Annotated in this window: 13 protein-coding genes; 4 read left to right on the plus strand and 9 right to left on the minus strand. The window is 63.3% G+C overall.

The window, feature by feature from the left end:
- Positions 1–35 precede the first annotated feature (35 nt).
- The 7 genes from HX881_RS02955 to HX881_RS02985 all read right to left on the minus strand — a co-directional run bounded on the left by HX881_RS02955 (position 36) and on the right by HX881_RS02985 (position 19,413).
- A complete protein-coding gene (locus HX881_RS02955) occupies positions 36–743 on the minus strand; it encodes an energy transducer TonB (RefSeq protein WP_017128492.1) in 708 nt (235 codons plus the stop codon).
- A gap of 2 nt (positions 744–745) precedes the next feature.
- Positions 746–1,171: an ExbD/TolR family protein gene (locus tag HX881_RS02960; RefSeq protein ID WP_017128493.1), complete on the minus strand. Its 426-nt coding sequence runs from the start codon at positions 1,169–1,171 to the stop codon at positions 746–748.
- A gap of 11 nt (positions 1,172–1,182) precedes the next feature.
- A complete protein-coding gene (locus tag HX881_RS02965) occupies positions 1,183–3,027 on the minus strand; it encodes a DUF2341 domain-containing protein (protein ID WP_177082670.1) in 1,845 nt (614 codons plus the stop codon).
- A gap of 23 nt (positions 3,028–3,050) precedes the next feature.
- Positions 3,051–4,661 (minus strand): ShlB/FhaC/HecB family hemolysin secretion/activation protein, encoded by a 1,611-nt coding sequence (locus HX881_RS02970; RefSeq protein WP_017128495.1) that lies wholly within the window; start codon positions 4,659–4,661, stop codon positions 3,051–3,053.
- 74 nt (positions 4,662–4,735) lie between these two features.
- Entirely contained in the window at positions 4,736–5,338 is a 603-nt protein-coding gene (locus HX881_RS02975) for a transposase (RefSeq protein WP_017128496.1), read from the minus strand.
- Positions 5,339–5,537: 199 nt separating this feature from the next.
- The gene (locus HX881_RS02980) at positions 5,538–18,014 is read right to left on the minus strand and encodes a filamentous haemagglutinin family protein (protein ID WP_177082671.1); all 12,477 of its coding nucleotides are present in this window, start codon (positions 18,012–18,014) and stop codon (positions 5,538–5,540) included.
- A 265-nt stretch (positions 18,015–18,279) separates the two neighbouring features.
- Entirely contained in the window at positions 18,280–19,413 is a 1,134-nt protein-coding gene (locus HX881_RS02985) for a substrate-binding domain-containing protein (RefSeq protein WP_017128498.1), read from the minus strand.
- 366 nt (positions 19,414–19,779) lie between these two features.
- On the opposite strand from HX881_RS02985, the gene HX881_RS02990 reads away from it, so the two are divergent.
- Entirely contained in the window at positions 19,780–20,421 is a 642-nt protein-coding gene (locus tag HX881_RS02990; protein WP_177082672.1) for a DUF1345 domain-containing protein, read from the plus strand.
- Positions 20,422–20,568: 147 nt separating this feature from the next.
- On the opposite strand, the gene hppD is transcribed toward HX881_RS02990, so the two are convergent.
- On the minus strand, positions 20,569–21,645 hold the full coding sequence (hppD, locus tag HX881_RS02995; RefSeq protein WP_177082673.1) for a 4-hydroxyphenylpyruvate dioxygenase: 1,077 nt from the start codon (positions 21,643–21,645) through the stop codon (positions 20,569–20,571).
- A 211-nt stretch (positions 21,646–21,856) separates the two neighbouring features.
- Entirely contained in the window at positions 21,857–22,795 is a 939-nt protein-coding gene (locus tag HX881_RS03000) for a DMT family transporter (RefSeq protein ID WP_177082674.1), read from the minus strand.
- Positions 22,796–22,883: 88 nt separating this feature from the next.
- Between HX881_RS03000 and HX881_RS03005 the strand changes: the two genes are divergently transcribed.
- From HX881_RS03005 to HX881_RS03015, 3 genes are all read left to right on the plus strand, one after another.
- Positions 22,884–23,756, plus strand: a complete 873-nt coding sequence (locus HX881_RS03005) for a LysR family transcriptional regulator (RefSeq protein ID WP_177082676.1) — start codon at positions 22,884–22,886, stop codon at positions 23,754–23,756.
- Between the two features lie 66 nt (positions 23,757–23,822).
- Complete coding sequence (locus tag HX881_RS03010) at positions 23,823–25,367, plus strand: EAL domain-containing protein (RefSeq protein WP_177082678.1); 1,545 nt, start codon at positions 23,823–23,825, stop codon at positions 25,365–25,367.
- Positions 25,368–25,624: 257 nt separating this feature from the next.
- Positions 25,625–25,984, plus strand: a complete 360-nt coding sequence (locus HX881_RS03015; RefSeq protein ID WP_017128504.1) for a histone-like nucleoid-structuring protein, MvaT/MvaU family — start codon at positions 25,625–25,627, stop codon at positions 25,982–25,984.
- Positions 25,985–26,575: the final 591 nt, after the last annotated feature.

A 26,575-nucleotide genomic window follows, 5' to 3' on the forward strand; every position in this document is an offset into this window, starting at 1 on the left:
CTGAACTCCTTAGACAAGACTGCACATGTATGGGGCTAGCCGGGACGGCGGCCTTGCAGGGAAATGCGCACCGGCAAGGTCATCGAGGCCGGCGGCCGTTCGTTTAATCGAGGAGCGGCGCGCAACGCGGCCAGCACCTGTGTGTCGAGCCTGGGATCGCCGCTGGACTTGACCAGCTCGACCCGGGTGATATCTCCGGCGGCGCTGAGCCAGACATCGGTCTGCAGCGAAAACGCCAGGTTGCGCAGTTCCGGGTTCTCCTTGAGCACGCGCTGGAAGGTGTACGCCAGGAACTGGCTGTAGGTGCCGTTGCCCAGCCGCCCACCGCCCGCGCCCGCCATGCCACCGCCCTTGCCCGCGCCGATGTTGAAAGCGTCGCCACCGGCCTGGGCATCGCCGTCGATCTGCATCGGGTTCGCCAGGTCGTCCGCCGGCGATGGCGGGGCTTCCTCCTGGGGCTTGACCTCTTCGGGCTCGGGTGTCGGCTCGGGGACCTTCTCTTCCACCGGTGTCTCAGGCTCCTTGGGCTTTTCCGGCTCGGGAGGCGGCGGTGGTGGCGGAGGCGGCAACGGGATGATCATCGGCACCTTCGGCGCTTCGCGACGGACCCCGCTCATGTCGTGGGCCCACTGCCACAGGAACCACGCGGCGGCGGCACCCAGCAGCAATCCGGCGCCCCACTTCACCAGGCGCAAGGGCGACTTCTTCACGGGATCGGGGCTGATCGGTAATTTGGCGGTCATGGTCAGCCCTGGTTCGGTTTGCCGGTGACCAGCCCGACCTGGGACAGCTCCAGGCGTCGCAGCAGGTCGAGCACTTCGATCACTTTCTGGTACTGCACCGTGGCGTCGCCACGCACGATGATCGGGAAGTCCGGGCTCTGCGCCTTCTCGATGCGCAGGCGCTCCTCCAGCTCCGGCAACGTCACCGGGTAGGCGTCGAGGAACACCTGGCCGCCATCGTTGACCGAGATGGCCTTGGTCTTGGCCTCGGACAACGACACCGAGGCACTGGCCTTGGGCAGGTGGATCTGGATACCCGAGACCTGGGCCGTGGCGGTGAGGATGAACATCACCAGTACCACCATCAGCACGTCCACCAGGGGTGTGATGTTGATGCTGTCGACGGCGGCATCGTCATCGTCGTCATGGGAGGTGTTTACGGAAGCCATGGCAGTTCCCCTCAGATCGACAACATGTCGGCGACGTGATGATCGGCATGCGCGGCGCGCCCGCGAGCGTTGTCGTGGGACTGGCCCTCGCCATGCATTTCCGCCAGGCGCGTGATGAACTCATCGACGAACACGCGCATGTCGGCACTGACTTCCTTGTTGCGGGTGATCAGGCGGTTGTAGCCAAACAGCGCCGGGATCGCGACGAACAGGCCCATGGCCGTGGCCAGCAAGGCTGCCGCCATGCCCGGGGCAATGGCATTGATGTTCACATCACCGGCCATGGCCGTGCCGAGGAACACCACCATGATCCCCAGCACGGTCCCCAGCAGGCCGATGTACGGACCGCCGGCGATGGCGTTGGACAGGGTCGAGAGTTTCGAGCTCAGTTGCTGGTTTTCCCGGGTGCGCACGCCGTCCATCGAGCAGCGGATGGCCTCGATGGTGGCCGCCGAGACCGACGAGGTATCGGCGCCCTGGGCGCGACGGGTGCGGATTTCCTTGACCGCCACCAGGTACAGGCGCCACAGCGACGAGTGCTCCAGGCGCCGGGCCAGGTCCTGGTCGTCGGCGAACATCTCCAGGCGCGTGCCGATCTGCCCGAACTGCTCGCGAAACGCTTCGTTGGCCCGGCTGACGCGACCCAAGGCGCGGTTCTTGCGGATCATGATGAACCACGACTGGATCATCATCAGCACCAGTACGGCGATGATCACCCAGGCGTCCACCGGCACCGCCTTGAGCAGGAAGCCGAGGCTGCCGAAGCCGAAGCCCGACTGTTCTTCGTCGGCGCCGTAGGCCACCAGTTTCGATTCGGCGCCCTGGGCCGTGGCATCGGCCAGCAGCGCGGCGGCGGGACGCACGACCTTGGACAGGCGCAGTTCGTCGATAGCGCCGTTGAAGGCCTGGAAGGCGCTCGAAGCCGGTGCTGCCGGGTCGGCGGCCGCCACCGGCGGAACGTCGCCACCGATGGCGATCAGCGAGTTGAAGGCCGGCACTTCCTGGGCCAGGGTCGCGGTTTCGCGACCGTTGACGAACAGCGAGACCTTGCTGCCTTGAGCGGTCAGTGCCAGGTGTTGCCACTGCCCCGGATTCAGCGCCTGGGTCGATACCGCGCGCTGGCCGTTGATCTCCACGAACGGCGTGCCCTGGCTGGTGCCGAGCAGGAAGGCATGAGTGCCTTCGCGACGAGCCATCAGCAATTGCTCACCCGAAGCCTGGTCCAGGCGAACCCAGGCACTCAGGGTGAAAGCACCGCCCGCGGCATATTGCAGCGACGGACTGGCCGGCAGCATCAGCGGCTGGCCGCCGAACTGCAACGCCGCGCCGATCACGCCGTCGATACGGCTGCCGGTGGCGTTCTGGGCATTGTTGGAAAACGCCGTGGCGTCCCTGGGCGGCGTGGCGACCGCACCGTCGAAGTGGTAGACGGCGGTGTAGTTCGGCTCGAACGCCAGTTGCCCGTTGCTGGTGGCCGGGGCCTTCTGGTTACCGTAGTACATCCAGATATCCTGGCGCTGGCCGCCGTCGATCTTCGGGACATCGACCCAGATCAGCGCCATGCCCATCAGCGGATCGAAGCTTTCGATCTGGTAATTGAGCACGGTCTTGTCGTCGGCAGCGACAAAGCGCAGGTCCGAACCGTCTTCCTTGACACCGTCGAAGGTAAAGTTGCCGGTGTGCAGGCGCACCAGCAGGCTGGTGCGGCCCAGGGCATCGTTGATGGCCGCGCCCTGGGGCGTGGTGTCGACGGTGATCTGCTTGCGGTAGTGCCAGTCATCCTGCCACCAGGCCTGGGCGGTGGCCGGGAGCACGAAGCCCAGGCAGATCAACAGGAAAGTCATCAGGCGCTGCATGAAAAATGCTCCTTTTTATGGGTTCAGAAAGTGGCTTGCAGGCTGAAGTGCAAACGTGGGTCCTGTTTCTTGGTGTTCGGTCCGTCCAGCAGCGGGTAGCCCCAGTCGAGGCTGCCGGACAGCCAGTCGACCAGGCTGGCGCGGGTGCCCAGGCCGACGCTGGCGAGGCTGTAGTCCGACTCCTGTTCGATCAGCGGTTCACGCAGGTACAGCTGGGCGCCTTCGGCGAAGACATAGAAGCGCCACTCCTGGACATAACTGCCGAGGAACTTGGCCAGCGAGGGGGTGCGCAGCTCCTGGGAAAGCAGGTAGCCTTCGTCACCGGTGCGCTCGGCGGCCAGGTAACCGCGTACCGAGGTGGCACCGCCGGCGGACATCTGCTCGTTGGAAACCAGTGGGCTGGAGGTCAGTTGGAACGAGGCTTTCGAAGCGCTCTGCCAGTCGCCGAGGAAGTTCCAGGTGTAATTCAGGTCGCCCTTGAGCACGGTGAAACTGGGGCTGGCCTTGTAGCGTTTGCGGCCGAATTCCTGACCGTCGCTGCCATAGCCGAAGAACGCCCGGGTACCGGCCACCAGGCTCAGACCCAGGCCCAACTGGGAACTCTCGGTATAGCGATAGCCGTTGTAGCCCAGGGTGATCGGGGCATACTTGAGCGGCACGGTGTCGCTGCTGCCACCGAACTTGAGTTGCTCCTCGAAGTCCTTGAAGTCCACGCCCAGGGAAAACGAGTTGGCCCAGGCGTCCGCTGCCGGCAGGCTGTAGATCCCGGAAATCCCGTAGGAGTGGCCCTTGCCGAGGACGTTGCTGCCTCCGATGGTCGCGACGTTGCTGTCGGACTGGTAGCCGGAGAGCTGCACCGACCAGCGATCACTGAGCGGCGCGGTATAGGACCCTGACCAGACCTTGGCGTTGTCCTGGTCTTCCGGTGCGGTGAAATAGGTCAGGGAGACACTGTGGCCCAGTTGCCAGAGATTGTCGTAGCCCAGCGAAGTGACCGCCCGCAGCTCCTTGGTGTCGGCGCTGTAGTCGTTGTTCAGGCCCACGCTGGCGTGCCAGGGGTTCTTGTCTTCCACTTGCAGGTCGACGTCCATGGTGCCCGGCCGCTGGCCCTCGCGAACCAGGGGCATTACCTGCCGTCCCGCGGTCTTGTTCAACGCCGCCAGCTCGCCCTGGACGTTGGCGAAATTGGGCACCTCGCCCTCCTTCAGGGCCGGCACGTCATCGCGGATCTCGACCGGGGAATAGTGCCTGGCGCCGACCACGCGCACCCGTCCGACCTTGGTCTCGCTGACCTGCAGGAAGACGATGCCTTCCTCGACCTTCTGCTCGGGCAATTCGACGAAGACCGACTGATAGCCCTTGGCCTGATAGATTTTCTGCAGGGCATCCCGCGCGCCTTCGATATCGCTCAGTGCCTTCTGCGGGCCGAGAAACGGGTACACCGCTTCCTCGATATCCCGGGCATCGAGCACGGTATTGCCACGCACGACGTATTCGTTGACATCCACCAGGCGCGCGGCGGCTTCCTCGGCCAGCAATGGCCGTCCCAGCAGTGCCAGGGCCAATCCCGCGCACACCGGCAGCCAGCGCCCGGCGTTTATCGCTCGCGCCTCTTTGAAGAACAGATGCTTCACACCGCCCCCTAAATTCAGAAAGGTCTCGAATCAACTCGAAACCGTCGCGACGGTGTTTCCCGTCGCTTGTTCGATCAATTGCTCGACAGCGCCGTGACCGCGTGCCTGGCCAGCCAGGTGTGCAACAGGGCAAAGTTCAGGGAGAACTCCGGCATCTGCAGCAACGCGCCACAGAACACCTCGCCGATGATTTTCTGGATCAGCGTCACCGCCTGCGGGTTGTCCAGCAGCGTGGCGATGTCCTTGCTGAGGATGTTGAAGTTCCAGACCTTCTGGTTCAGGTCCAGGCCGACGAACCAGCGGAACAGCAGGTTGTAATTGAGCTGTTCGTACAACTGCTGCTCGCTGGGCACCGAATACAGCAGTTGCAGCAGGAGGATGTGCATGACCGTCTGCGGCGCGATAAGCATCCTGGAGTCGGCATTGAGCGCCAGCAGGACCTCACGGTGGTCGTCCAGCAGGTCATCGATCTGCGGGCGTAGCAGCACCAGCGAATGTCCCGGCGGGATGTAGCTGGAGACCTCCTTCAAGGCGCCCTGCCAGTCCTCCTGCGAGACGATCCAGACCCATGGCGCACCGTAGCGGTAGACCGACACCGGCTTCTTGCGCGCCGCTTCGACGATCTTCGACAAACGCTGATCCAGCTCCTGCATGCCCACTTTCGAGTAACGTTCCATAGTCCCCACCTCGATCTCCCCGCCTTCCCGTCATCCTCAGGAATCGTTGCCTTGCGGCACCTTGCACACTTCACATATCCATGACGGGGCTGGCCTTGTGCTACCGAACTTTTGTCATAAAAGCTTCATTCCACGACGGGCTGCCGGGCAAAAAAAAGGGCGGCCATCACGGCCGCCCCTGGGGTGAAACACCAGGTGATTACAAGGTCAGGTTGCCCCGTTCCTCTGCGGTCAGACGCTGGCGCGCCTGCTCGTCCAGGGGACCGGCGCCCAGCACTTGCACGGGGCTGTCGGGGTTGTAGGCCGGCGAGCGGCTGGCACCCTCGCGTGAAGGTTCCAGGCGTTCCTGGCCGAAGCTCAATACCTGCACGGTGAATACCGAAGGCTGGTTCTGCCGGGCATTGGCCTGCTGCTGCCGCGCCACGTCGTCCGCCGCCTGGGTCGCCGAGCTTGCCGCCGCGCTGGCCGAGGTGATCGCCCCGGTATTGACCGACGCCACCACCGGCACGCCCGAGGATTTACCCTGGACCTGGATGTTCGCCGCGTTCACCACATGCAGGGCGGCGATGTTGACGTTGCCCGAAACCCGGATCCCCGCCTCGCCCGCATCGATGGTGCCCAGCGGTGCGATCAGGTCGATATCGCCTGGCTTCACTTCAGGAATCGGGTTCAGGGTGGCGATACCGGCACCGGTACTCGGCACCGCCGGGGACAGGCTGACATTGCCCCAGTCGTCATAGACGCGCTTGGGCGGCGTGTACACCACGGTGGTCTTGGAGCCGCGTCCGGCGTTGATATCGCCCTGCGCCGACCAGCCCATGATCGAACCGCCGAAGGTGGTCATGATCCGGCTCTGGCCGAGCAGGATGCTGCCCTGGGAATACAGCTGGATATCCCCCGAACCCTGGGTGATGACCCCCGCCGTGGACGGTGGCGCGGCCCCCTCGATACCGAACACCTGCTTTCCGCCCGGCGTCAGCATCTGGATCGAACCACCGAAGTTGGTGTGTACTCCGGAGCCACCGAACAGCGTGATATCGCCCTGGTAACCAATCGGGTTGCCTGCCACATCGGTTTCCGGGAACAGCGCGGCAATCGCTTCGCGGCCGCGCAGGTAACTGCCCTCACGCGGCCCGCCGACCTGGTTGTATTCGCGGCCGCCGGCCTTGAGCTCAGCGAAATACACCTCGCGGGCAAACACCCGCTGCTGCTCCGGTGCCAGGGCCGCGTAGTAGGCCCGGGCCTGGCCGACATCACCGCTGAAGCCATAGCGCCCGGCCAGCCAGGCAACCAGTTGCGCTTCATAGGTCTTGGCCACCTTGGCTCCCTGACCGGACAAGGATTCGCCCGGCTGAGCGAGGTTGGCCGGATCCAGGTAGGCCGCGATGAAACGCGCATAGTCCGCCCCGTTGCTGCCCGCACCGGCCTGCAGCACGATGTCCGCCCCGGGTCGTGAATCGCCGGGTACCACGGCGCCCAGGCTGGTGATGCTGACCTTGTCCTCCATCAGGATATTGCGCCCGGCAGTGACCTCCAGGGTGCCGGGGCCGGCGACGTTGAATGCGCTGTACAGCAGGTCGCGACCCGCCTGGATCACGGAGATATCGGTCGGGTCGTTGTGGGCGAACAGGTTGCCGCTGGTCTCCCCGGCCGCCAGTCCCTGATCGGTCGGTATGCTCGAACCGCCAGCAGCCTTCCCGCTGCTGACGATATCGCGCCCGGCCATGATCCGTACCGGACCCGCGCTTTCGTACCAGGTGCTGCCATTGGCGAAGGAAAGGATTTCACCGGTGCGCAAGCCGACGATATCGCCGTCCCGGGCATAGAACCGTGCAGGCAGGACATTGCTGCGGGTCGAGGCGGTATCCGCGCCGAAGGCGAACAACGGGTAGCGCCCACCCACGGCCAAGGGATCTGCGACAATAGCGGTGCCGCCCTGATTATCGATCACCTTGTTGCCGCCGGCGTCATAAGCAATGAAAGCCGGCTTGAACGGCGTGGCGATGGCGCTGGCTGCCGCACCGGACTGGTTGATCGCATATCCGCCACCGTACAACGAATCAGCCGCGAGGAATTCGAGCTGCCCATTGGCCGATGGTGCCAGCAGCAGTGAGTAATTGTTGGCGTTCGCCAGGTTGCTCGCGCTGTAGAGCGCCGACGGGCCGTAGTAGAAACTACCGTTGGCTGCCACCGCACGCAGGATCGAGGGATAGACAAAGCGACCGTCGGTGGCTGAGCTGTTGCGTCCTTCAAGCGCAGCCGTGCCGGAGGTCTTGATCTCCCCCAGTTGGGTACTGGGCGTGAGGTTGCCACCTGCCGAGAACAGGTCAATGGCCGTGTGATCGGTCCAGAGCGAGAACCAGCTGTAGCCCATGCCCGAAAATGGATTGGGGGTAGCAGCAGCGGGATTCAGGTCGAGCGCAACACTGTTTGGCAGTGATACTCGGCCCGGATCAGTGGCGCCGCCCACGACCAGATCGCCACGCGTCGAAAGACTGATCGTGGCGTCGCCGGGAATCAGCACCAGACCGCCGGTGGAACTGGCCAGAGAGGCCGTGTAAGGATCAAAGGAGCGGGTGTCGGTCTTGTCGTGATCGACAGACACAGCCCCATAGTGCAGATCAATTCCACCCAGCGCACCGGCTTGTACCTGAAGGTTGCCACGCAGGTTGATCAAGGCCCCCTGCAAGTCATGGATCGGCGCCAGGGGATTGCCGTTCTTGTCCAGCGGGTTCCGGGCGGCCAGGGTCGGGTTCACACCACCACCGACCTGGAGATTCAAATCCCCGCCTCCGGTCAGCATAAGCTGGCCATCGGCCCCCACACGCCCCGTACTCCCAACGGCCAGTATCAACCCCTGGCTGCGAAGCGCGGCACTCTGGTTACCGGAAACGGAGTCACCCATTTGCACCAGGGTGCCGGCGTCCCCTCCTACACGAACATCGACATTACCACCGCCGAGCGTGCCGAAGCCGGTAAAGCCGGTCAGCGCACTGCCCGAGTTGAGACTGGTGTAGGTACCGAAGTTGATCCACCAGGCCGTCGGGATATTGTCCCCCCCGGCCAGGGGAGTGCCACTGCCCTGGCGCCAGAGCCAGTTACCCAGCGACGCGCTCGGTAATTGTGCGGGATCACCGCTTTGTTTCTCCCGCATGGCCAGGGCATCACCTGTCAGATTCCCCCCCACACTCAGCAGCAGATTGCCGCCGTGGTCTGGATACCAGGCCCGATAGAGACTGCCCGTACCGCCGTCGACCAGTGACTCGTAACCGCCCAACTGGTCGGGTAGAAGAGTGCCATTGCGTCCCCTGGGTCGATTGAACTCGGCACTGACAGGCGTCGATGAGCCCGCCGTGTAGACACCATACAGAGAGTTCATATTCAGGTTGCCCGCGCTCAGCAACTCCAGATCCCCGGTGCCAGTGCGCAGGACACTGAAGTTCGCCTTGCTCGGCTCAAGGGTATAGTCGGATGCCTGCGCCTTACAGAAGCCCGGTGAGTCCTCGCACATGGTTGGCCAACCAATGAGCGCGAAATCGATCGGTTGGCCCACCATGCTTTCGTCGCCATAGATATCCAGCGAACCTTCCCTGGTCCAGAGATAGACAGGCGGGGGGACGGCACAAAAACTCGGCGAGTCCTGACACATGGTCGGCCAACCGATGAGATCAAAATCGATCGGCTTGCCGACCATGCTCTCGTCACCGTAGATATCCAGCGAGCCTTCCTTGGTCCAGACCAATGCGCCTGCGGCAGGAACGGCGGTCATGCCATAGTGGGTGTCGGCCAGCCGGATAGTCCCGTGCTCGGCATACGGATCGGTCAATCGTGTATCCGCCGCTGCGGTATCGGCACCCGCCACCAGACGAATCGACCAGGACTGCGAACCTTCCGGCAACATCTGCGCCACCGCCCAGTTGCTGCCCTGGGCGCCGTCACGCAGGTCAATCGACTTCCCACCCAGCTTGAGATCGGTCATGGACGGAATCACCGAGCCCTTGAGCAGGGTGATCGAGCCCGCCAGCATGACGACATTGGGGTTGCTGTCGTTGATCGAAGCCAGCGGCCGACTTGGCAGCGGTACGCCGGCCGGCCAGGTCATGGCGCCGAGCGCGGTATTGCCGGCCAGCCGGGTGCCCGCCCCCAGTTTCATGCCCGCGACAACCACCAGCGGCTGATCGAGCAGCGTACCCGCCGCATAAGCCAGCGTGCCGTTGGCGTTGTAGATCGCCCCCGACAGCACCGTGCCAGCCGGCAGGCTGATATCGGCGCCCAAGGTGCCTGTGGCCGGCAGCACGGTACCCGCCGCCACGGTCAGCGCCTGGATCGGCAGGTCGTAGTTGAGTACCTTGCCCGCCGGGAAGGCCGTGTCCTGCTGCAGCACGATACCGCCCTTGGGCAGGACCACGTCGCCGCCGAACATCTGCTTGCCTTCGGTCAACAACCAGCCGGTGTCGTCCTGGGTTTTCGGCGGTGGGGCAAAGCCGTCGTTGATGCTGCCGTAGATATCCAGGTCGCCACCGGCCCGCATGACCAGTGCTCCTGCTTCACCGGCGCGCAGGCTGGCGTAGCGGTAGCCGGACAGGTCGAGGTCGCCCTGGACCACCAGGTCGCCCTTGGCGACGACCTCGACACCCGGACGCAGGTGGAAGACATCGTCATAGGTCGCGTTGTGCAGGCCCGCCAGTTTGTCGTCGAGCAAGGTGTTGTTGTGCACGGCGTTTTCGATGAACTTGGCGCTCTCCTTGTCTTTCTGGTCCAGGTAGTCCTGATCGATGTATTGATAAGGACGACCGCTGACCGCCGGATCGACGCCATCCTTCGCATCGGTGTAGCGCTGGACCGCATTGAGGGCGATGGACTTGGCGCCCTGGATGATCAGCCCGGTGCGGGCGTCGATGGCGATATCGCCATGGGTCGCCGCATCCTGGCCCTGACTGCCATCGGCCGAGGTCGGTCGGCCATCGCTGCCGATACGCGGCGCATTGAGTTCCAGGGTGCCACGGGCCTGGCCATCGCCCTGCCCCGGCTTGGCCGCGGTGCCGTGACGCAGGTCGATGCGCGCCCCACTGGCGAGGGTCAGGGTGCCGTCGCCGGAGCTCAGCTCGACAATGGCACGGTTGGGCGAATCGATGATCTTGCCGTAACTGTCCACCCGCAGCACGCTGCCATGGGCGTCGAGCACCGCGTTGCCATCCAGGGTCAGGCCATTCTTGCCGGCCAGGCGGATGCTGCCCACCCGCTCGCCGCTGGCGTCGATGGTACCGCTGACGGTGAGGCGGCCGTTATCGACGGAGACGTTGACATCTCCTGCCTTGATATCGCTGCCGATATTCAGGTCGCCCTGCTTGAGCTGGAAGCTGCGCGAGCCGAACACCTGGCCGTCGTTGAGACGCTGGTTGAGGGCGGCGAACTGGCTGTCCAGGGTGCCGGTGAGGCCCAGGCGCTGGGCGCGGATATCCACGCCACCGGACTTGTAAGGCACCAGGGTGCCGCCAGCGTCGTAGTAGCCGCTGCTGCTGCCGAGGATCTGCCCCTGCAGGTCCACCAGGCCGGCCGAAGGATCCAGTGCCACGACCTTGAGCGTGCCGGCCTGGTTGTTGACGGCCCGCAGGTCGATCACCGAACCCGCGGCCTGGCGGATGCTGCCGGTACGGCTTTGCAGGGTCGCGTCACCCCCCCAGCTGTACTTGTCGACATCGTTGAGGCTGACCTTGCGCCCGGACATATCGATCCGCGCCGCGTCAGTGAGGGTCAGGTCGCCCTCGGCGTCGAGGGTCAGCTTGCCGCTGGGCAAGGCGATCCGGGTGTCGAGCACGATGCTCTTGCCCGACAACGCCAGCTCGGCGCCAAGGGTCCCCGAGCCCAGGGTGGCATCGCCAGGAGTCGAGCCCGCCGGCGCCGACATCCGGATCGCTCCGCCGGCGGTGATCTTGTTGACCGAGCCAGCCTCGCCGGTCAGCAGCGGCGTCAGCATATTCAGGTTGCCGCCGCTGTAGCTGTAGCCCTTGCCCTCCACATAGGCGCCCTGGCTCTGGTACACCGCCAGGCTGCCCTTGTGGTTGGCGGTGATGCGGTCGCTGGCACTCAGGTTGACATTGGCGAAGCCCAGGGCCAGGCGATCGTAGGACGGCAGCGTGCCGGGCTGGGTGTTGGGCCCATAGCCGAACTCGATGCGTTCGGCCTGGATATTCAGATTGCCGCTGCCGGTCCCCGCGCCGCCGTTGACCACCGTGCCGGGCTTGCCCTGGGCACCGTTCCAGATCAGGTCGGCGGTGCGGATGGTCGCGTTGTTGGCACTGGTGCCGGCGCCATAGATGGCCGGCGTGGTCAGCACCAGCTCCTTGAGCCGCGATTGGCCGGTCACACTGTCGTAGGTGTCGAGGACCACGTCGCCGTAGAAGTTGAAGGCATCGCGGGCACTCAGTTCCAGGGTTTCCAGGGCCGGGGCGCCGGTGCTGGTATCGCCACGCAACAGGCGGTCGAGCACGCTCTGGTTAAGCGTCAGGCCGCTGGGCAAGGCGTTGTTGGCGGCCATGTCGGCCAGTGACTGGGCACTGCCGGCATTGATCGCGCCCACCGCCAGGGTCAGGTGGCGGGTTCCGTAGCGCACGGACTCGTCCAGGGCGAAGGTGTTGTTGGTCGCCATGACGATGGTGCCTTCGGAATACAGGCTGGTAGTGCCGGTGCACGTGGTGTCGCAGCCGCCGACACGAATACTGCCACTGCCCCCGGCTTCAGGAGCGAGCACATTCAGACGATCATTCGATACGGCCAACACGCTGACGGTCCCGGGCGCATAGATGTAGCCCGCGCCCTGACGGGCAGCCGCCCCTTGGCCCAGGGTGCTGATGCTGGCTCCCTGTTCTACCAGGACATTACCCAGCAGGAAAACTTCAGGCCCGACCAGCCCCGCACCGCTGCGTAAAGTCACGTTACTGCCGTTCTTGAAGGTCAGGTAGTTGCCACCCTGTCCATACACAGCCGTCGCCGCCCCGCCCAGTGCCAGGCTTTTGGAGCCAATGGCATTCAGGTCGGCATCTTCCAGCGTAACGCCAACGAACCCCGGTGTTGCAGCCGTGCCTTTGGCCACCACCTCGATTCCACCCTGGGTTGTCGTGATCGCAGTCGTGCTGCCATTGCCTCCGGCGCCCCGCTCGGCCAGCAACTGGCCGGAGAAACTGAAGCTGGGACGCCCGGTAGTATTGAGGTCCAACTTGAGGTCGAAGGCCTTGGCGTCGCGGGCCATCAGAATCGGTGGCACGCCAAGCTTGGCGGCATCGGCCAGGATAAAACTGCTGAGGCTGGTTTCGTTGTACTGGGAATAGCGTCGCAGCACATCGGCGGAAGTCACGATCACCTGGCTGGAGAGGCTGTCGCGAATGCCGGTGCCGGCGATGGACAGCGACCCGGAGGTCGACCAGGAGCCATTGCGCATGGCCTGCGCGCCCAAGGCACCGCCCTGCCCGGAGAGGCCATTGATCTCGACCCGGAATGCTCCCGGCAGCAGCGCATAGGACGACGGCAGCAAGGTGTAGATACCCGCCGGCAGGCCGGGCACGCCAGCGCCAATGGTGATCTGCCGGCCCACTACCGGGTCCGATGAGCCGCCAGGGGCATAGCCGGCCTGGACTCCGGGGATAATTGCATAGATCGGATTGGTCGACAGCCCCGGCAAGGTGAAACTGCCATCGGCATTGAACTGCACCAGCGGGTTGAAACGCGCATCGGTGGAACCGCCGCGCCCGGAGATAAAGCCGGCACCGGTGAGGTCGCCGCCGCCGGAGACATCGACCACCGCGCCCTCGTCCACCGCCACCGATTGGCCGCGCATTTCGATACCGCGCGGGACCTTGCCGTCTTCATTGCTCAACAGCGACTTGTCCAGGGGCACACCGTTGTACAGGTAGGTGATACCGTCGACCGTACCGCCATAGGGCATGATCAGGCCCTTGCCGCTGACCGAGGTCAGGCTGCCGGACAACAGGTTGACCTCAGCTGTGGCGGCAGGATTACCCGGACCGGCGTCGCTGCGGCCGAGAATCAGCGACCCCAGTGGCGCCCGCAGGACACCGCCCTGGTTGATCAGGTCCGCCTCGACGGTCAAGCGGCCGAATGCCGAATAAGGTACGCGTGGCGTGGTCGCCGTGGTACGCCCGATATCCACGCGCCTGGCGGAAATCAGCGCCTGGGCATTGGTATCCGGGTAAATCTGCGCGGCGATCAGGCCGAGCGCCGCGGGGGTGATCAGGGAGGTCGTCGGGATGGTGCCGGTGCTGGCGAGCAAGCGCATGTCGCCTTCGCTGCGCAGGTTCACCTGCTCGAAGCCACGGCGGTCCAGGGTCAGGCTGCCTGCCTGTTGAGCAATGGTGCCCCGGGCGCCGAAGCGAACCTGATCGCGGACATCCAGCAGCTGGCTTTGTACCTCGAATACGCCCTGGGTGGCTTGCGTGGAAGTACCAGTACGCAAGGTTGGCGAGGTATGGAAATCTTTGCCCATGGGCGCCAACCCGGCCAGGCGGACATAGGCCGCGGACAGCTGGATCCGCGCATTCGCCGCCGAGGATTCGGCCAGGCCCAGGGCGCCGGAATACAGCGACAGGCTCTGGTTCAAGGCCAGGTTCACATCACCGTCAAAGCTGAGCACGCCGTTGCTGAGCAAGGCCAGGTTGCCAAAACCGCCATCGCGGACCTGATCGGCCGCCAGCCGGCCATGACCGTACGCCAGGCTGTCGGCGACCGAGCCCGCATCGCTGCCGAGCGGCAACAGGCTGGCATCGCGATGCTGGCTGATGATCAGTTCACGTAATTGCAGGACCCGATCCGCCGCTGGCAAAAGGTAACTGTTCGACTCCAGCGCCACGGCGAGACTGCCGCCCGCGGCCCCTACACCCCCTGCCCGGGCAAACATGTCGCCGTCCAGATAGACGCCGTTACGCGAAGCGATGGAGATGCTGCCGCCATCGCTGGCGACCTGAATGGCGCCCTGCCCCGGAATATCCAGCGTGGCCTGTGCCCCCGAGGCATCGAGGGTCGCGCCTTCGCGGATAACCACGAACAGATCGGCGGCACTGGCCTGGCCCGTCGCGTGATCGATTTCACCTCCGATCACGATACTGCCGCCACGACGTACCTGCCCGTAGCGGTTGCCCCTCGCGTCGACGGCGGTGACTGCGCGGGCCGCCACATCCAGCACGGCCTGTTCGCCGATCCAGATCGAGCGACCATGGCCGGCGGCATTGGGGACTTCCGTCGTCGTGCCGGATTGCGCCACCTGCCCCAGGGTGATGTTCCCGCCCCAGGCATTGAGCCGGCCGTCCACCGTCAACTGGCCGATGCTGCGCACGGCAATGGATTGGCCGGGATCGACATTGATCACTGCGCCCTTGCCGATCACGGCCTCGACCGTGGCCATATCCGCCGCGGTGGATTGGAACGTACCGGCTTGCAGGCTCAGGCTGGCCCCCTTGCGCTGGGTCAGCACACCCTTGATCGCATCTTCCTGATAGACCGGCGGCGTCCAGGTTTCCAGCGCCGCGGACGGATCCCCGCCGCCAGGCGTCACCAGCGCCTGCTCGCCAAAACGGTACACCGGCATGCTGACATCGACCTGGGTGCCATCGGCAACGATCAGGCCCTGGTTACCCTTGATGTCATAGGCGGAGAAGCCCTTGTTGAAGAACCCGCCATTGAGCAGCAGGGTATCGGCGGGGGCGCCGGTCGCCGAGTCGCTGATCAGGACCTTGCCGGCCTGCATCGACAGGGTCCCGCCACCGTTCACACCCTGACCGCGAATCTCGCCGCCCAGGGTCAGCTTGCCGGTGCCGGTGGAGACATTGGCATTGGCCGCCAAGGTCACGTCACCGCCCTTGCCGCCCTGCTGCCGGTTCTTGAACAACAGGGCGCCACCTGAAGACACATCGACCACGCTGTCAGTGCCGAGGGTCAGGTCACCGCTGCTACGCAGCGAGATGGTGCCGCCATTCAGATAGGCCAGGCCGCTGTTATTGCCGGTCTCCAGCATCTGGTTGGTCCACAGGCCACGGGCATCGAGTTTCACTCCCTGCCCTACTGTTACCCGGCCCGCGCCGCCGAGCGTGCTGTCAGCCAGCCCGTTGCTGCCGAACTGCTGCAGCACGTTGCCGACCTGAATGCTCCCCGCGCGTGCGGTGAGGTTGGCGTTCACGTCGACCTGAGGACCGAACAGGGTGATGTTCCCGCCATTGCCGACCTGCACCGCGCTGTCGACGGTGATATTGCCGGTGGCCGCGACCTTCAGGGCGCCCAGGTTGAAACCATTGAGGCGGTCGGTATTGAGCACCAGCGTGCCCTGGCGATCCGTGGGCAAGGCGGTGTTCAGGTCCAGTCCGGCGGCGATCTGCTCGCTGCTCTGGTTCAGCACCACATTCTTCAGGGTGTTGGCATCGGCGCCCAATGCGTATTGCAGCAGTCCGCTGGACTTGACGTAATACGGCACGTAGTTGCCGACGACCAGCTGCGCGCCGCGTGCCGCGGCCTTTTGCGACTGGTTGTAGCCATCCAGGCCAGCCTGGGCCGCGCGGGTCTGGCGATCGCCCTGGAAGGTGTCGCCGACGACATTGCCCTCGAGCACCGCATTGCGGGTGCCGATCACCAGGCTGCCGGCATCGCGACCGACGACATAGCCGCTTTCATAACGCTCGCGAGGTGCCAGCAACGGATTGTAGAAGTATTCGGTCTGGCCCCAGCGGGTACTGGTGGACTCATACCCCTTGTAGATGCCGGTGTAGAGGATATCGCCGGGGGCGCTGGAGATTTCGTACAGGCGACCGTTGGCGCCCTTGAGCCAGCTTTGCTTGATCATTCCGCCCTGCACATCCAGGGTGCCACCCGACACGTTGATCTGCGAGCCGGCCTGGGTCACCACATCGTTGCCGGTGAAGTTGACCACGCCACCCTGGGCCATCCACTCGCCGATGCTGTGGGCCTGGGTGCCGAGGTAACCACTGACTTCCAGCAGGCCACCGGCGGTGTACCAGCGGTCGGTGGGGTAGCCGTTGGTGCCCGCCGGGACAAACACCAGGTCGCGGACATCGACCCAGACATCCGTGCTGTTGAGCTTGCCACCATCACGGTTGACCGCGGCATCACGCTGTTCGTTACCCTGGATATTGACCTTGATGCTGTTGGCTTCCATCGCCACCTGCACGCCGACAGCCCCCGACACATCGATGGTCGCGCCGTCGCGCACGAGGCTGCGCTGGCCGGCATTGACCATCACCTGGCCGCCGGTGGCGAGGGTGATGGAGCCATTGCGAAAATCGACGGTACCGTCGCTGTTGACCTCGACCCGTGACAGTGCCCGACGGTCGTTGCCGGCGCCGACGATGTTGTCGGTAGCGTTGGTGATCGGTCCGGTCTGTCCGGAGAGCTGGCTGTTCAGGGCGCTGCTGTTATCGATCAGGATCGCGCTGGTGCTGCCCTCCCCGAGGACCACGCTGGCGCCGTTGCCGGTGGCATTGAGGTGCAGGGTGCCACGGGTGTCGACCGAGGTACTGGCGAGCAGCACGCCGTTCTGCATGACTTCGTGACCGGCCAGGGTGATATCGCCGGTGGCAGCCATGACGATGCCGCTGTTGGTGACCTTGCCGGCGGCGCTGGCGTTGTCGCGGATAACGCTGACCTCGTTGCCACGGGTGGTCGAGTTGGGATTGCCGTCGGTGGAATAGCCCTTGCGGATCACGAAGCTGTCGCCGGCGGCCATCAGTGTCTGGCCCTTCTGCGTGCTGATGGTGCCGGCGTTCTCGACTTCCGAACCCAGCAACAACACATAGCCGCCACCTGCCGTGGAGGATGCCGGGGCATGGGTTTCGATCCGAGCCCCGCTTTGCACCTCGACCTTGCCCGCGGCGCCGGTGAATACCGGCTGGGTGCCGTTGTACAGGCCATGGTCGCGGAAATCCTCGTCCTTCATGGTGGTGGCCGCCACCACCAGGTTGCGCACGTTGACCTGGCTGCTGCCACTGAAGATGACGCCATTCTGGTTGAGTACCATCACGGTGCCGGCGCCCTTGATCTGGCCCTGGATCTGGCTCGGCGCAGTGGCGTTGTTGACCTTGTTCAGCACCGCCCAATCGGCGTTCTGCTGGAATTCCAGGGTGGTATCGCGACCGATGTTGAAGGTTTCCCAGTTGAGGATTGCCTTGTCGGCGGTCTGCTTGATCGACACATTGGTCTTGCCGTTGCTATCGGTCTGCACCGGTGCTTCGGCGTTGACGAACAGCGGCTTGCCGTCCGGCCCGATCACGAAGTTCAGGCCGTTGCCGCCCAGGCCGTTGTGGATGGTCTGCGGCGCGATCAGCGCGGCCGAGCGGCCGGCAGCCTGCGCCGCCTGCTGGGCGGCGATGGCCGCCACGGTGTTGTTGAGGTTGCTCAGGGAGCGTTGCAGGACCTGGTTGGCCCGTTGCTGTTGCGCCAGCGGCGGTGGCGAGCCTGGCGTCACCCCGGGCCGCGCCGCGCCCGAGGCCTGGGCCGCGCCCTTGGCCGCGAACCAATTCGAACTGAATGCCAGCGGCTGCGCCTGGGCGCCACCGGCGACCAGCAGCAGCGCAATGGCCTGGGCCAGCGGCTTGAGGTGCCAGGGACCGGTGCCCGTGTTGCCGGAAAACGCTTCGGATTGGTTTTTGAGGAGACGCATCACGACTGTTCCTTTTCCTGTTGCACGGAAATTGCTGAACACCGGCACCCGGGACGCAGGGACGGCTAATAAGAAGAAGGCGGTTGGCGAGGGGCGGGACCGAACGCTTGTCATGGAAAGTTCACGAAAACGTGAATGGCGGGGCCAGATCGATTGACCGGCACTGACAGGCTCCGGTCCGGAAATGAAAACACCCCTGATGGAAGAACCGGCGATAGCCTTGGGCTACCGCCGGTTCCGGGTGAAAACCGATGAAACCCGAAGGTTACAGCGGACGGCCGATGCCGTTGCAGACGCTGGTGTCGCCGACTGCCAGGCTGTTGGAAGTCAGGAAGGCACCGCGAATTGCGGATTTCCAGGTACCGCTCAATGGAATGAACTTGTGGGCGGTGATGATCGAGTCGTTGTTCGAGATCGCGCCGTAGTGCTTGGTCATGAAATCACGCACCGAAGTGGTGACCGCAGCATCACGGTAGCACTGACCGATATCCAGGAAGGTGTAGGCAACCAGGCTGTAGCCAGTGGCCGGGTTAGCCAACACAGGCGCCCAGTTGGCAGGGTTGTTGCGGGCAGTACCGGTAGGAGGAGCGATGGCGCTCAGGGCAGTGGTGACGTTGCCAACGGTTGGCAGCAGGCCGTTGACCTTGGCTACCACAGCATTGTTGGTGGCGTCGACGCTGTCCGGACCGACATAACCGATGGCGCCTGGAGTGGCGGCTACGGTGGATGCCATGTCGCCGCTGGTCGCCACCGCGATCCAGTTGGCTGGTTCTGCGCCAGTCTGAGCGGTAGTGAAGGTGCTGCTGGTGGTGAACAGGGTTGGGCACTGGCTGTTCAGGTGACGCGACAGTACTTCGGAAGTACCGCTGCTACCGGAACGGTAGACCACGACGATTGGCGTGGTGTCGGTAGTGCCGAGCAGAGCACCCCAGGTAGCGGCCTGGCCGGAGAAAGCCTGGCACAGTTGGGCGCTGGTCAGGTCAAGGTTGGTGATACCCGACTTGTTGTAAGGGATGGTGACCGAAGTGCCCACCGATGGAATCTGGATCAGCGGACCCCAGTTGGCGGCGTTAGGAAGACCAGCGGTGTTGTGAGCGGTGTTGTAGGTTTCGAGCTCGGCGGTGGAAGTACCGCTGCTGAGGATCGAGTCGCTACCGGCGTAGCTGACTGGCACGCCAGCGGCCTTGCCGAATTGAGTGGCGTCGTTTTTCAGGAAGGCCGTCTTGCCCGCGCCGCTACCCACACCGACGTAAACGTCGAAGGTCGAAGGACGGAATGCCGAGTCGTTGTACAGGCCTTCTGGCAGAGTGGCGCCGCCACCCACTACGGCGGCCATCGATTGGGCCGAAGCCAGTGCAGCAACAGCCAGGGAGGCGGCCATCAGAGTGCGCTTAAACATGAAGAATCTCCTTTCGTCGTGTTCGTACGTTGAGTTGTTTGCTCGTTCGTGACGCCATGGCACTCGATGCGTCGCCTTGGTTCCAGACGACTTGTGGGCTGAGGCCATGGGACAGAAGTTCTCAATTTCCGGTGACAGATCAGGGAAAAAACCTCGGGTGAATCTCATTGATTTTCAAATAAATTCTCGGGTGTTCGCAGCACTTTCACCCCGTAATGGCGGGGGTTTTACGGGAGTGGCAAAGAGCCCGTCGCTACAGGCGGCAAGACACGGGCGGCCCTTGAGCGGATATGACAGAACGAGGAACCCGAGTTCTGCCGGGGCCACATGCTAAGGTGCATGAATATTTTTCGAACACGAGCCTTTATGCCCCATTTAGCCCGCACCCATCCGCGCCTGACCATCGCCGCCCTCCTCGGCCTCGCCGTGGGTGTACTCGCCCCGGTCAGTCCGCTGCTGAACAAGATCCTGGTCGGCTGGAATGCCGGCGTCTGGGCTTACCTGGCACTGATGATGTGGTTGACGGTGATGGCCAGGCCCGAGGATGTGCAGCGCTTTGTCGAACGTGAGGATGAAAATGCCGGCCTGGTGCTGTTGATGGTGTCCATCGCGGCGATTGCCAGCCTGGCGGCGATCACTTTCGAGCTGGCCGGCAGCAAGGATCTGGACAGCCATGCCAGGGCCCTGCGCTACGCCTTTACCGGATTGACGGTACTGGGTTCATGGTTGCTGATCGGGGTGATTTTCAGCGTGCACTATGCGCGGCAGTTTTATCTGTCCGAGGAGAAGGCCCCGCCGCTGCGCTTTGCCGATGGCGAGCAGCATCCGGACTACTGGGACTTCCTGTACTTCTCGTTCACCATCAGCGTGGCGGTGCAGACGTCGGATGTCGGGGTCGCGACCAAGGCGTTGCGCAAGGTGGTGCTGGCGCAGTCGCTGATCGGTTTCCTGTTCAACACGGCGATCCTGGGGTTTTCGATCAATATCGCGGCGGGGTTGTTTGGCTGAAAACGCTTGCAAGACCCGGCAAGACCCGGCGAAAGCGCGGGTGTGTGGGCCTGGCTTGTGTGGGAGCGGGCTTGCCCGCGAAGAGGGCCTTGAAGGCGCTAAAAGCTCCGCGGGCAAGCCCGACTCCCACAGGGATCGTGTCGGACGTCACTCGGTCGCGAGCACGCCACGACGGACCTGGTCACGCTCGATGGACTCGAACAGCGCCTTGAAGTTGCCTTCGCCGAAGCCATCGTCGCCCTTGCGCTGGATGAACTCGAAGAACACCGGGCCCATCAGGGTTTCCGAGAAGATCTGCAGCAGCAGTCGCTTGTCACCCTCTTGCGAGGAACCGTCCAGCAGGATGCCGCGCGATTGCAGCTCCGCGACCGGTTCGCCGTGGTTGGGCAAGCGGCCTTCGAGCATCTCGTAGTAGGTTTCCGGCGGCGCGGTCATGAAGCGCATGCCGATCTTCTTCAACTGGTCCCAGGTCTTGACCAGGTCGTCGGTGAGGAACGCCACGTGCTGGATGCCCTCGCCGTTGAACTGCATCAGGAACTCTTCGATCTGCCCGGCGCCCTTGGATGACTCTTCGTTCAGCGGGATGCGGATCATGCCGTCCGGAGCGGTCATGGCCTTGGAGGTCAGGCCGGTGTATTCGCCCTTGATGTCGAAGTAGCGGATCTCGCGGAAGTTGAACAGCGTCTCGTAGAACTTCGCCCAGTAGGCCATGCGCCCGCGGTAGACGTTGTGGGTCAGGTGGTCGATGATCTTCAGGCCCGCGCCCTGTGGGTGACGGTCGACGCCCTCGAGGTAGACGAAGTCGATGTCATAGATCGAGCTGCCTTCGCCATAACGGTCGATCAGGTACAGCGGCGCGCCGCCGATACCCTTGATCGCCGGCAGGTTCAGTTCCATCGGACCGGTGGCGATATGGATCGGCTGGGCACCCAACTCCAGGGCACGGGCATAGGCTTTCTGGGCGTTCTGCACACGGAAAGCCATGCCGCAGACCGACGGGCCGTGCTCGGCTGCGAAGTACGAGGCCACGCTGTGGGGTTCGTTGTTGAGGATCAGGTTGATCGCGCCCTGACGGTACAGGTGCACGTTCTTGGAACGGTGGGTCGCGACCTTGGTGAAGCCCATGATCTCGAAGATCGGCTCCAGGGTGTTCGGGGTCGGCGATGCGAATTCGATGAATTCAAAGCCCATCAGGCCCATTGGGTTTTCGAAGATATCTGCCATGGTGGCGCCTCATCATATCAATCAAGTAACGGTCGGTTAGTTGCTGTCGATGCGGACGCTGGCGGGTGGCGCACAGGAAATTCCCCGCACGCTGCGGGCAAGAAAGTCGCCGTAGATCAGTTGGAACCCAAGTAGCTTCATGAGACTTTATTCTTATAGGCGTAAATTGATTCTACATGGCGTAAACCGTTTTGTCCGTATCCCTTTTGCATTACCGTTTGGGCAACAGCCGCGCCGGCCGGTTGCACAGGTAGATACCGGCCATGATCAGCACACCGCCCAGGCACATGATCGACGTCAACTGCTCCCCCAGCAAGAGTGCGCCGCAGATCACCGCAGTCAGCGGATTGAGGCCGATGAATACACCGGCGCGTGTCGCGCCGATACGCTGGATACCGTCGTAATACCAGATATAGGCCAGGGCCGAACCCAGGCCGCCGAGGTAGACCAGGCTCAGCAGTTGGGGCGCAGTCAAGGCGTCGATCACGTCAAGGCTCGCCTCCCCGCGCAGCCAGGTCGCCAGCCAGAGCATCGCCGTGCCGAGCCAGATCGAATACGTCACGGTGGTCAGCGGTCCGAGGGCCCGCGTCAGGTGGCGCGAAAACAGCGAGTAGACCGCCCAGGACAGCACGCAACCGAAGATCAGCAGGTCGCCGATCCAGGCCTGGCTCGCGCCTTCGAACAGGTTGCGGTTGCCGCTGACGATCACCAGCCCCGCTCCGCCCATGCAGACCAGGATGCCGAGGATTTTCAGGGGCCCCAGGCGCTCCTTGAAGAACAGCCACGAGGCCAGCCCGAACACCGCCGGGTTCAACACCACGATCAGCGATGCCCGCGAGGCATTGATGTAGTGCAGGCCGTAGAAGAAGCACAGGTTGTAGAGAAAGATACCGAACAGGCCCAGCACCGCCAGTTGGGCGAACTGCTTTCTGTCGGGCAGCACCAGCGGAATCCGGGCCACCGCGATAAACACCAGCAGGATCAGGCTGGCCAGCAGGAAGCGCAGGCTCGCCAGCAGCAACGGCGCGATATCGGCGGAAAGGAAACGCCCGGCGACAAAAGTCCCGCCCCAGATCATCGAGACCCCGGCGAGCTTGAAATACACCCACAGATCATGACTGGGGCTGAAGGCAGGTGCCTGGGTATGCATGTTTTCTCCTGGGCGTTGGCCCGACCTGTTGCTAACCTGCGCGCATTATTTTATTTATTCTCGATCATCGTAAAATGAGTAAACGCTCATGACTCTGACCCAACTGGAAGTGTTTTCCCTGGTCGCCGAGCTGCAAGGCTTCACCACCGCGGCCCAGCGGCTGGGGATCAGCCAGTCCGCGGTATCCCACGCGATCAAGGGGCTGGAGCAGGAATTGGGGGTGGAACTGATCCGCCGCCATCAGCACAAGGTCGAACTGACCGATATCGGCGCCCGCCTGCTGCAACGGGCCCGCGCCATGCTGGGCCTGGCCGACACCCTGAAACAGGAAGCCGCCGATGCCCGCGGCATGAAAAGCGGCACCCTGCGCATCGGTTCCTTTGGCCCGACCGCCTCCAGCAAGCTGCTGCCGGCGCTCCTCGAACGCTACCGGCGCGAGCACCCGGGGATCCAGGTGCATGTCGACGAGGGGCCGGACCGGCAAGTGCTGGAGTGGCTGGAGGATCGACGCATCGATATCGGTTTCGTGGTCCTGCCCGAGGAACGCTTCGATACCTTCGCCCTGGTGGAAGACCAGATGGTCGCGCTGCTGCCGACAGGCCATCCGCTCGGCCAGAAGGCGTCGGTCGAGTTGCAGGATCTCTGCGGGGAACCCTTCATTCTCACCGGTGCCGGCTCCGGTGAACTGGTCTCCAGGTTGTTCGCGGCCCAGCGCCTGGTGCCGGATGTGCGTTACCGCACCGCGCAGTTGCTCAGCATCCTGGCGACCGTGGCCCGCGGCGAGGGCCTGACGGTCATCGCCGAACAATCGTTGCCCGAGCACCCGGCCCCGGGCTATATCAGCCGACCGTTGTCACCGCCGGTCAAGCGCAAAATCGGTATCGCCGTGCTCGACCGCCGCGAGGTTTCGCCAGCGACCCAGGCATTCATCGATCTGGCGACCGGTTTCGATTACCGCTGAGCATACGCACGCCACAACCGCCAACTATCATCCGTCTACCGCTCCCTGCCCACACAGGTTTCCCGAATGCCACTGACCGTCAAGGGTTCTCGCTCCTGGTCTGCCCGTTACGGGCTGAGCCTGTTGATCGGCCTGCTGCCCATCCTCTCGGGCATCGCCATCCTTCACTGGCAGGCCGACCGGGCCTTGAACGCCCATAGCCGGGAAACCGCCGACGAAGCCCTGAAACAGTTCGAACTGATGCTCGACAATGCCGAGCTGTCGGCCCATGCCATCGTGCCGCTGGCGGGGCGGCCCTGCGCCGAGGTCGAGCTGGCCCTGCGCGAGCAGGTGACCCGCCGCCCGTTCGTGCGCGCCGCCAACCTGGCCTGGGACAACAACCTGTATTGCACCTCGTTGTTCGGCCCTTACCAGGAGGTGGTCAATCCGAGCGATTATGTCGGTGGCCGGCTCTGGTTGATGGATGGCAATCCGGTCACGCCCAAGTCGTCGCTGCTGGTCCTTCGCCTGCAGCAAGGCAACGGTGCGGCGATGGTCAGTATCGACGGTTACCACCTGGGCAATCTGTTGCGCCTGATCGGCCGCGAGGCCGGCCTGGTCCTGCAGGTCGGCAATGTCTGGACCTCCGGCCAGGGCCAGGTACTCGCCGGCAAGGCGCCCTCCTTCGCCGTTGCCCCTACCACCCTGCGCTCCACGCGCTTTCCGTTCAGCGTCAGCGCGGGCTTTCCCGAGGGAGAAACCTGGCGCTACGTCGGCAAGGAATATCCGGAACTGCTGGCCCTGCTCCTGGTATTCGGCGTCTTGGCCGGTCTCACCACACGCTGGCTGCAGAAACGCTCCGGCGCGCCGAGCCATGAGTTGCAGCGGGCACTCGAAGCCCGGGAGTTCATTCCGTATTTCCAGCCCGTGGTGCACAGCGACAGCTTGAAATGGTCAGGCCTGGAAGTGTTGATGCGCTGGAATCATCCCCGCGAAGGCCTGGTGCGCCCGGATCTGTTCATTCCCTTCGCCGAGCATACCGGCCTGATCGTGCCCATGACCCGTTCGCTATTGCAGCAGACCGCTACCCTCCTCGCCCCGCACTCGGACACCTTCGAGCCCGGCTTTCACGTCGGCGTGAACATTACCGCCAGCCATTGCCATGACCTGGAACTGGTGGAGGACTGCCGGCAGTTTCTCGCCGCCTTCGCTCCAGGGCAGGTCAGGCTGGTGCTGGAACTGACCGAACGGGAGTTGATCGAACCCAGCGCCATTACCCACCAACTGTTCGAACAGTTGCGCGGGTTGGGCGTGATGGTCGCCATCGATGACTTCGGCACCGGGCACTCCAGCCTGAATTATCTGCGCAAGTTCAATGTCGACTACCTGAAGATCGACCAGAGTTTCGTCGCCATGATCGGTCACGACGCACTGTCGCGGCATATTCTGGACAGTATTATCGAGTTGAGCGGCAAGCTCGAACTGGGCATCGTTGCCGAAGGCGTGGAAACCGTGGAGCAACGTGATTACCTGGCTTCGCGCGGGGTCGACTTCCTGCAGGGCTATCTGTTTGGAAAACCGTTGCCGGCCGCCGACTTTCTCAACAGTCTCAAGCAGCAACGCGCCGATTAGTCGGCCATGCAAAACACCGCGACGGTAACTCCAGTACTTTCGCGGTACTACTTTCGCTCTATGATTTACTCCTGAGCCGATAACTACTACACTTTTTCCTGCCAGCAGTAAATTGACGGGAAAGCCTCGGGTTTATACATAATGACCCAGCGTATTCAGGGCACTGTGGACAGTGTCTGGTGGGATCGACTGTAAGCGACGGCTTGTCTCTTTGTTATAGGTTCATGGCAACCGAATAGACTATTGGAGTAAAAATCTTGTCCAGACTCGCTGAATTTCGCGCCGCAGAAAAAGCCCTTCAAGAACAACTCGCTCAGCTGGAAGCCCTGAAAAACGATGCCGGGCTCAAGAAGGAAATCGAGTTCGAGAAAAAACTCAAAGACCTGATGAAGACCTATGGCAAGAGCCTGCGGGAGGTCAACGCCATCCTCGATCCACAGGCCTCCAGCGCCAAGGCCGCCCATGCGCCCAAGCAGCGCCGTGCTCGCGTGGTCAAGGTCTATCAGAACCCTCATACGGGAGAACTGATCGAAACCAAGGGCGGTAATCACCGTGGGCTCAAAGCCTGGAAAGAACAATACGGTGCCGCCACCGTGGACTCCTGGCTGCGCGGTTAACTTCTTTCCCCCTCCACTAAAAACCCTGCAAACGCAGGGTTTTTTTATGGAAGAACAACACGAAACAGGATTAACAAGCCATACCTTCGCGCGACTCTTTCAAAGTGTGTCCCGCGCCAACATCACCGTAAACATGCGCAAGGACAGGTTGCGTCCGACGGAGTTCCATCGTGTTGCTACTTTCATCTCCCGCGTAACTAATGACAACTGGCCATTAAGTACCGCATATTCCTTGCACGCTGTCAGTTATTTCCATTCGAAGCAGACGCTGTAAAAAATCCCGCACAGATCCGTCCTTCACCGCCAGCCACGACGCCGGTCGGATAAAAGATACCCGTTCGAAGCCTTCACGTTTTTTTCACATCGACTCTTACAGGATGAAGGCTGCTAAAGGATTAGCGCCCCAATGCCCGCTTCGGCGGGCTTCTTTATGCCTCGATGTTTATCTGCCCGCACTTCATATAACTCATTACCCCCCTCTGAAGTACCCCGCTATTACCTCCGCGCCGGCACGAATGCCTAGAATCGAGCCACAGGATTTGGAGCGTGATCGCACTTTCCGTATCATCCTGTGTCCCACAAGGTCAGAGA

The sequence above is a fragment of the Pseudomonas gingeri genome (genome assembly GCF_013386115.1).
Classification (GTDB): domain Bacteria; phylum Pseudomonadota; class Gammaproteobacteria; order Pseudomonadales; family Pseudomonadaceae; genus Aquipseudomonas; species Aquipseudomonas gingeri.

Coding starts and splice junctions, on each gene's coding strand:
- HX881_RS02980 (WP_177082671.1), bottom strand. CDS start 18,014: ATGCGTCTCCTCAAAAACCAATCCGAAGCGTTTTCCGGCAACACGGGC.
- HX881_RS02965 (WP_177082670.1), bottom strand. CDS start 3,027: ATGCAGCGCCTGATGACTTTCCTGTTGATCTGCCTGGGCTTCGTGCTC.
- HX881_RS02955 (WP_017128492.1), bottom strand. CDS start 743: ATGACCGCCAAATTACCGATCAGCCCCGATCCCGTGAAGAAGTCGCCC.
- hppD (WP_177082673.1), bottom strand. CDS start 21,645: ATGGCAGATATCTTCGAAAACCCAATGGGCCTGATGGGCTTTGAATTC.
- HX881_RS02975 (WP_017128496.1), bottom strand. CDS start 5,338: ATGGAACGTTACTCGAAAGTGGGCATGCAGGAGCTGGATCAGCGTTTG.
- HX881_RS02990 (WP_177082672.1), top strand. CDS start 19,780: ATGCCCCATTTAGCCCGCACCCATCCGCGCCTGACCATCGCCGCCCTC.
- HX881_RS02985 (WP_017128498.1), bottom strand. CDS start 19,413: ATGTTTAAGCGCACTCTGATGGCCGCCTCCCTGGCTGTTGCTGCACTG.
- HX881_RS03000 (WP_177082674.1), bottom strand. CDS start 22,795: ATGCATACCCAGGCACCTGCCTTCAGCCCCAGTCATGATCTGTGGGTG.
- HX881_RS03005 (WP_177082676.1), top strand. CDS start 22,884: ATGACTCTGACCCAACTGGAAGTGTTTTCCCTGGTCGCCGAGCTGCAA.
- HX881_RS03010 (WP_177082678.1), top strand. CDS start 23,823: ATGCCACTGACCGTCAAGGGTTCTCGCTCCTGGTCTGCCCGTTACGGG.
- HX881_RS02960 (WP_017128493.1), bottom strand. CDS start 1,171: ATGGCTTCCGTAAACACCTCCCATGACGACGATGACGATGCCGCCGTC.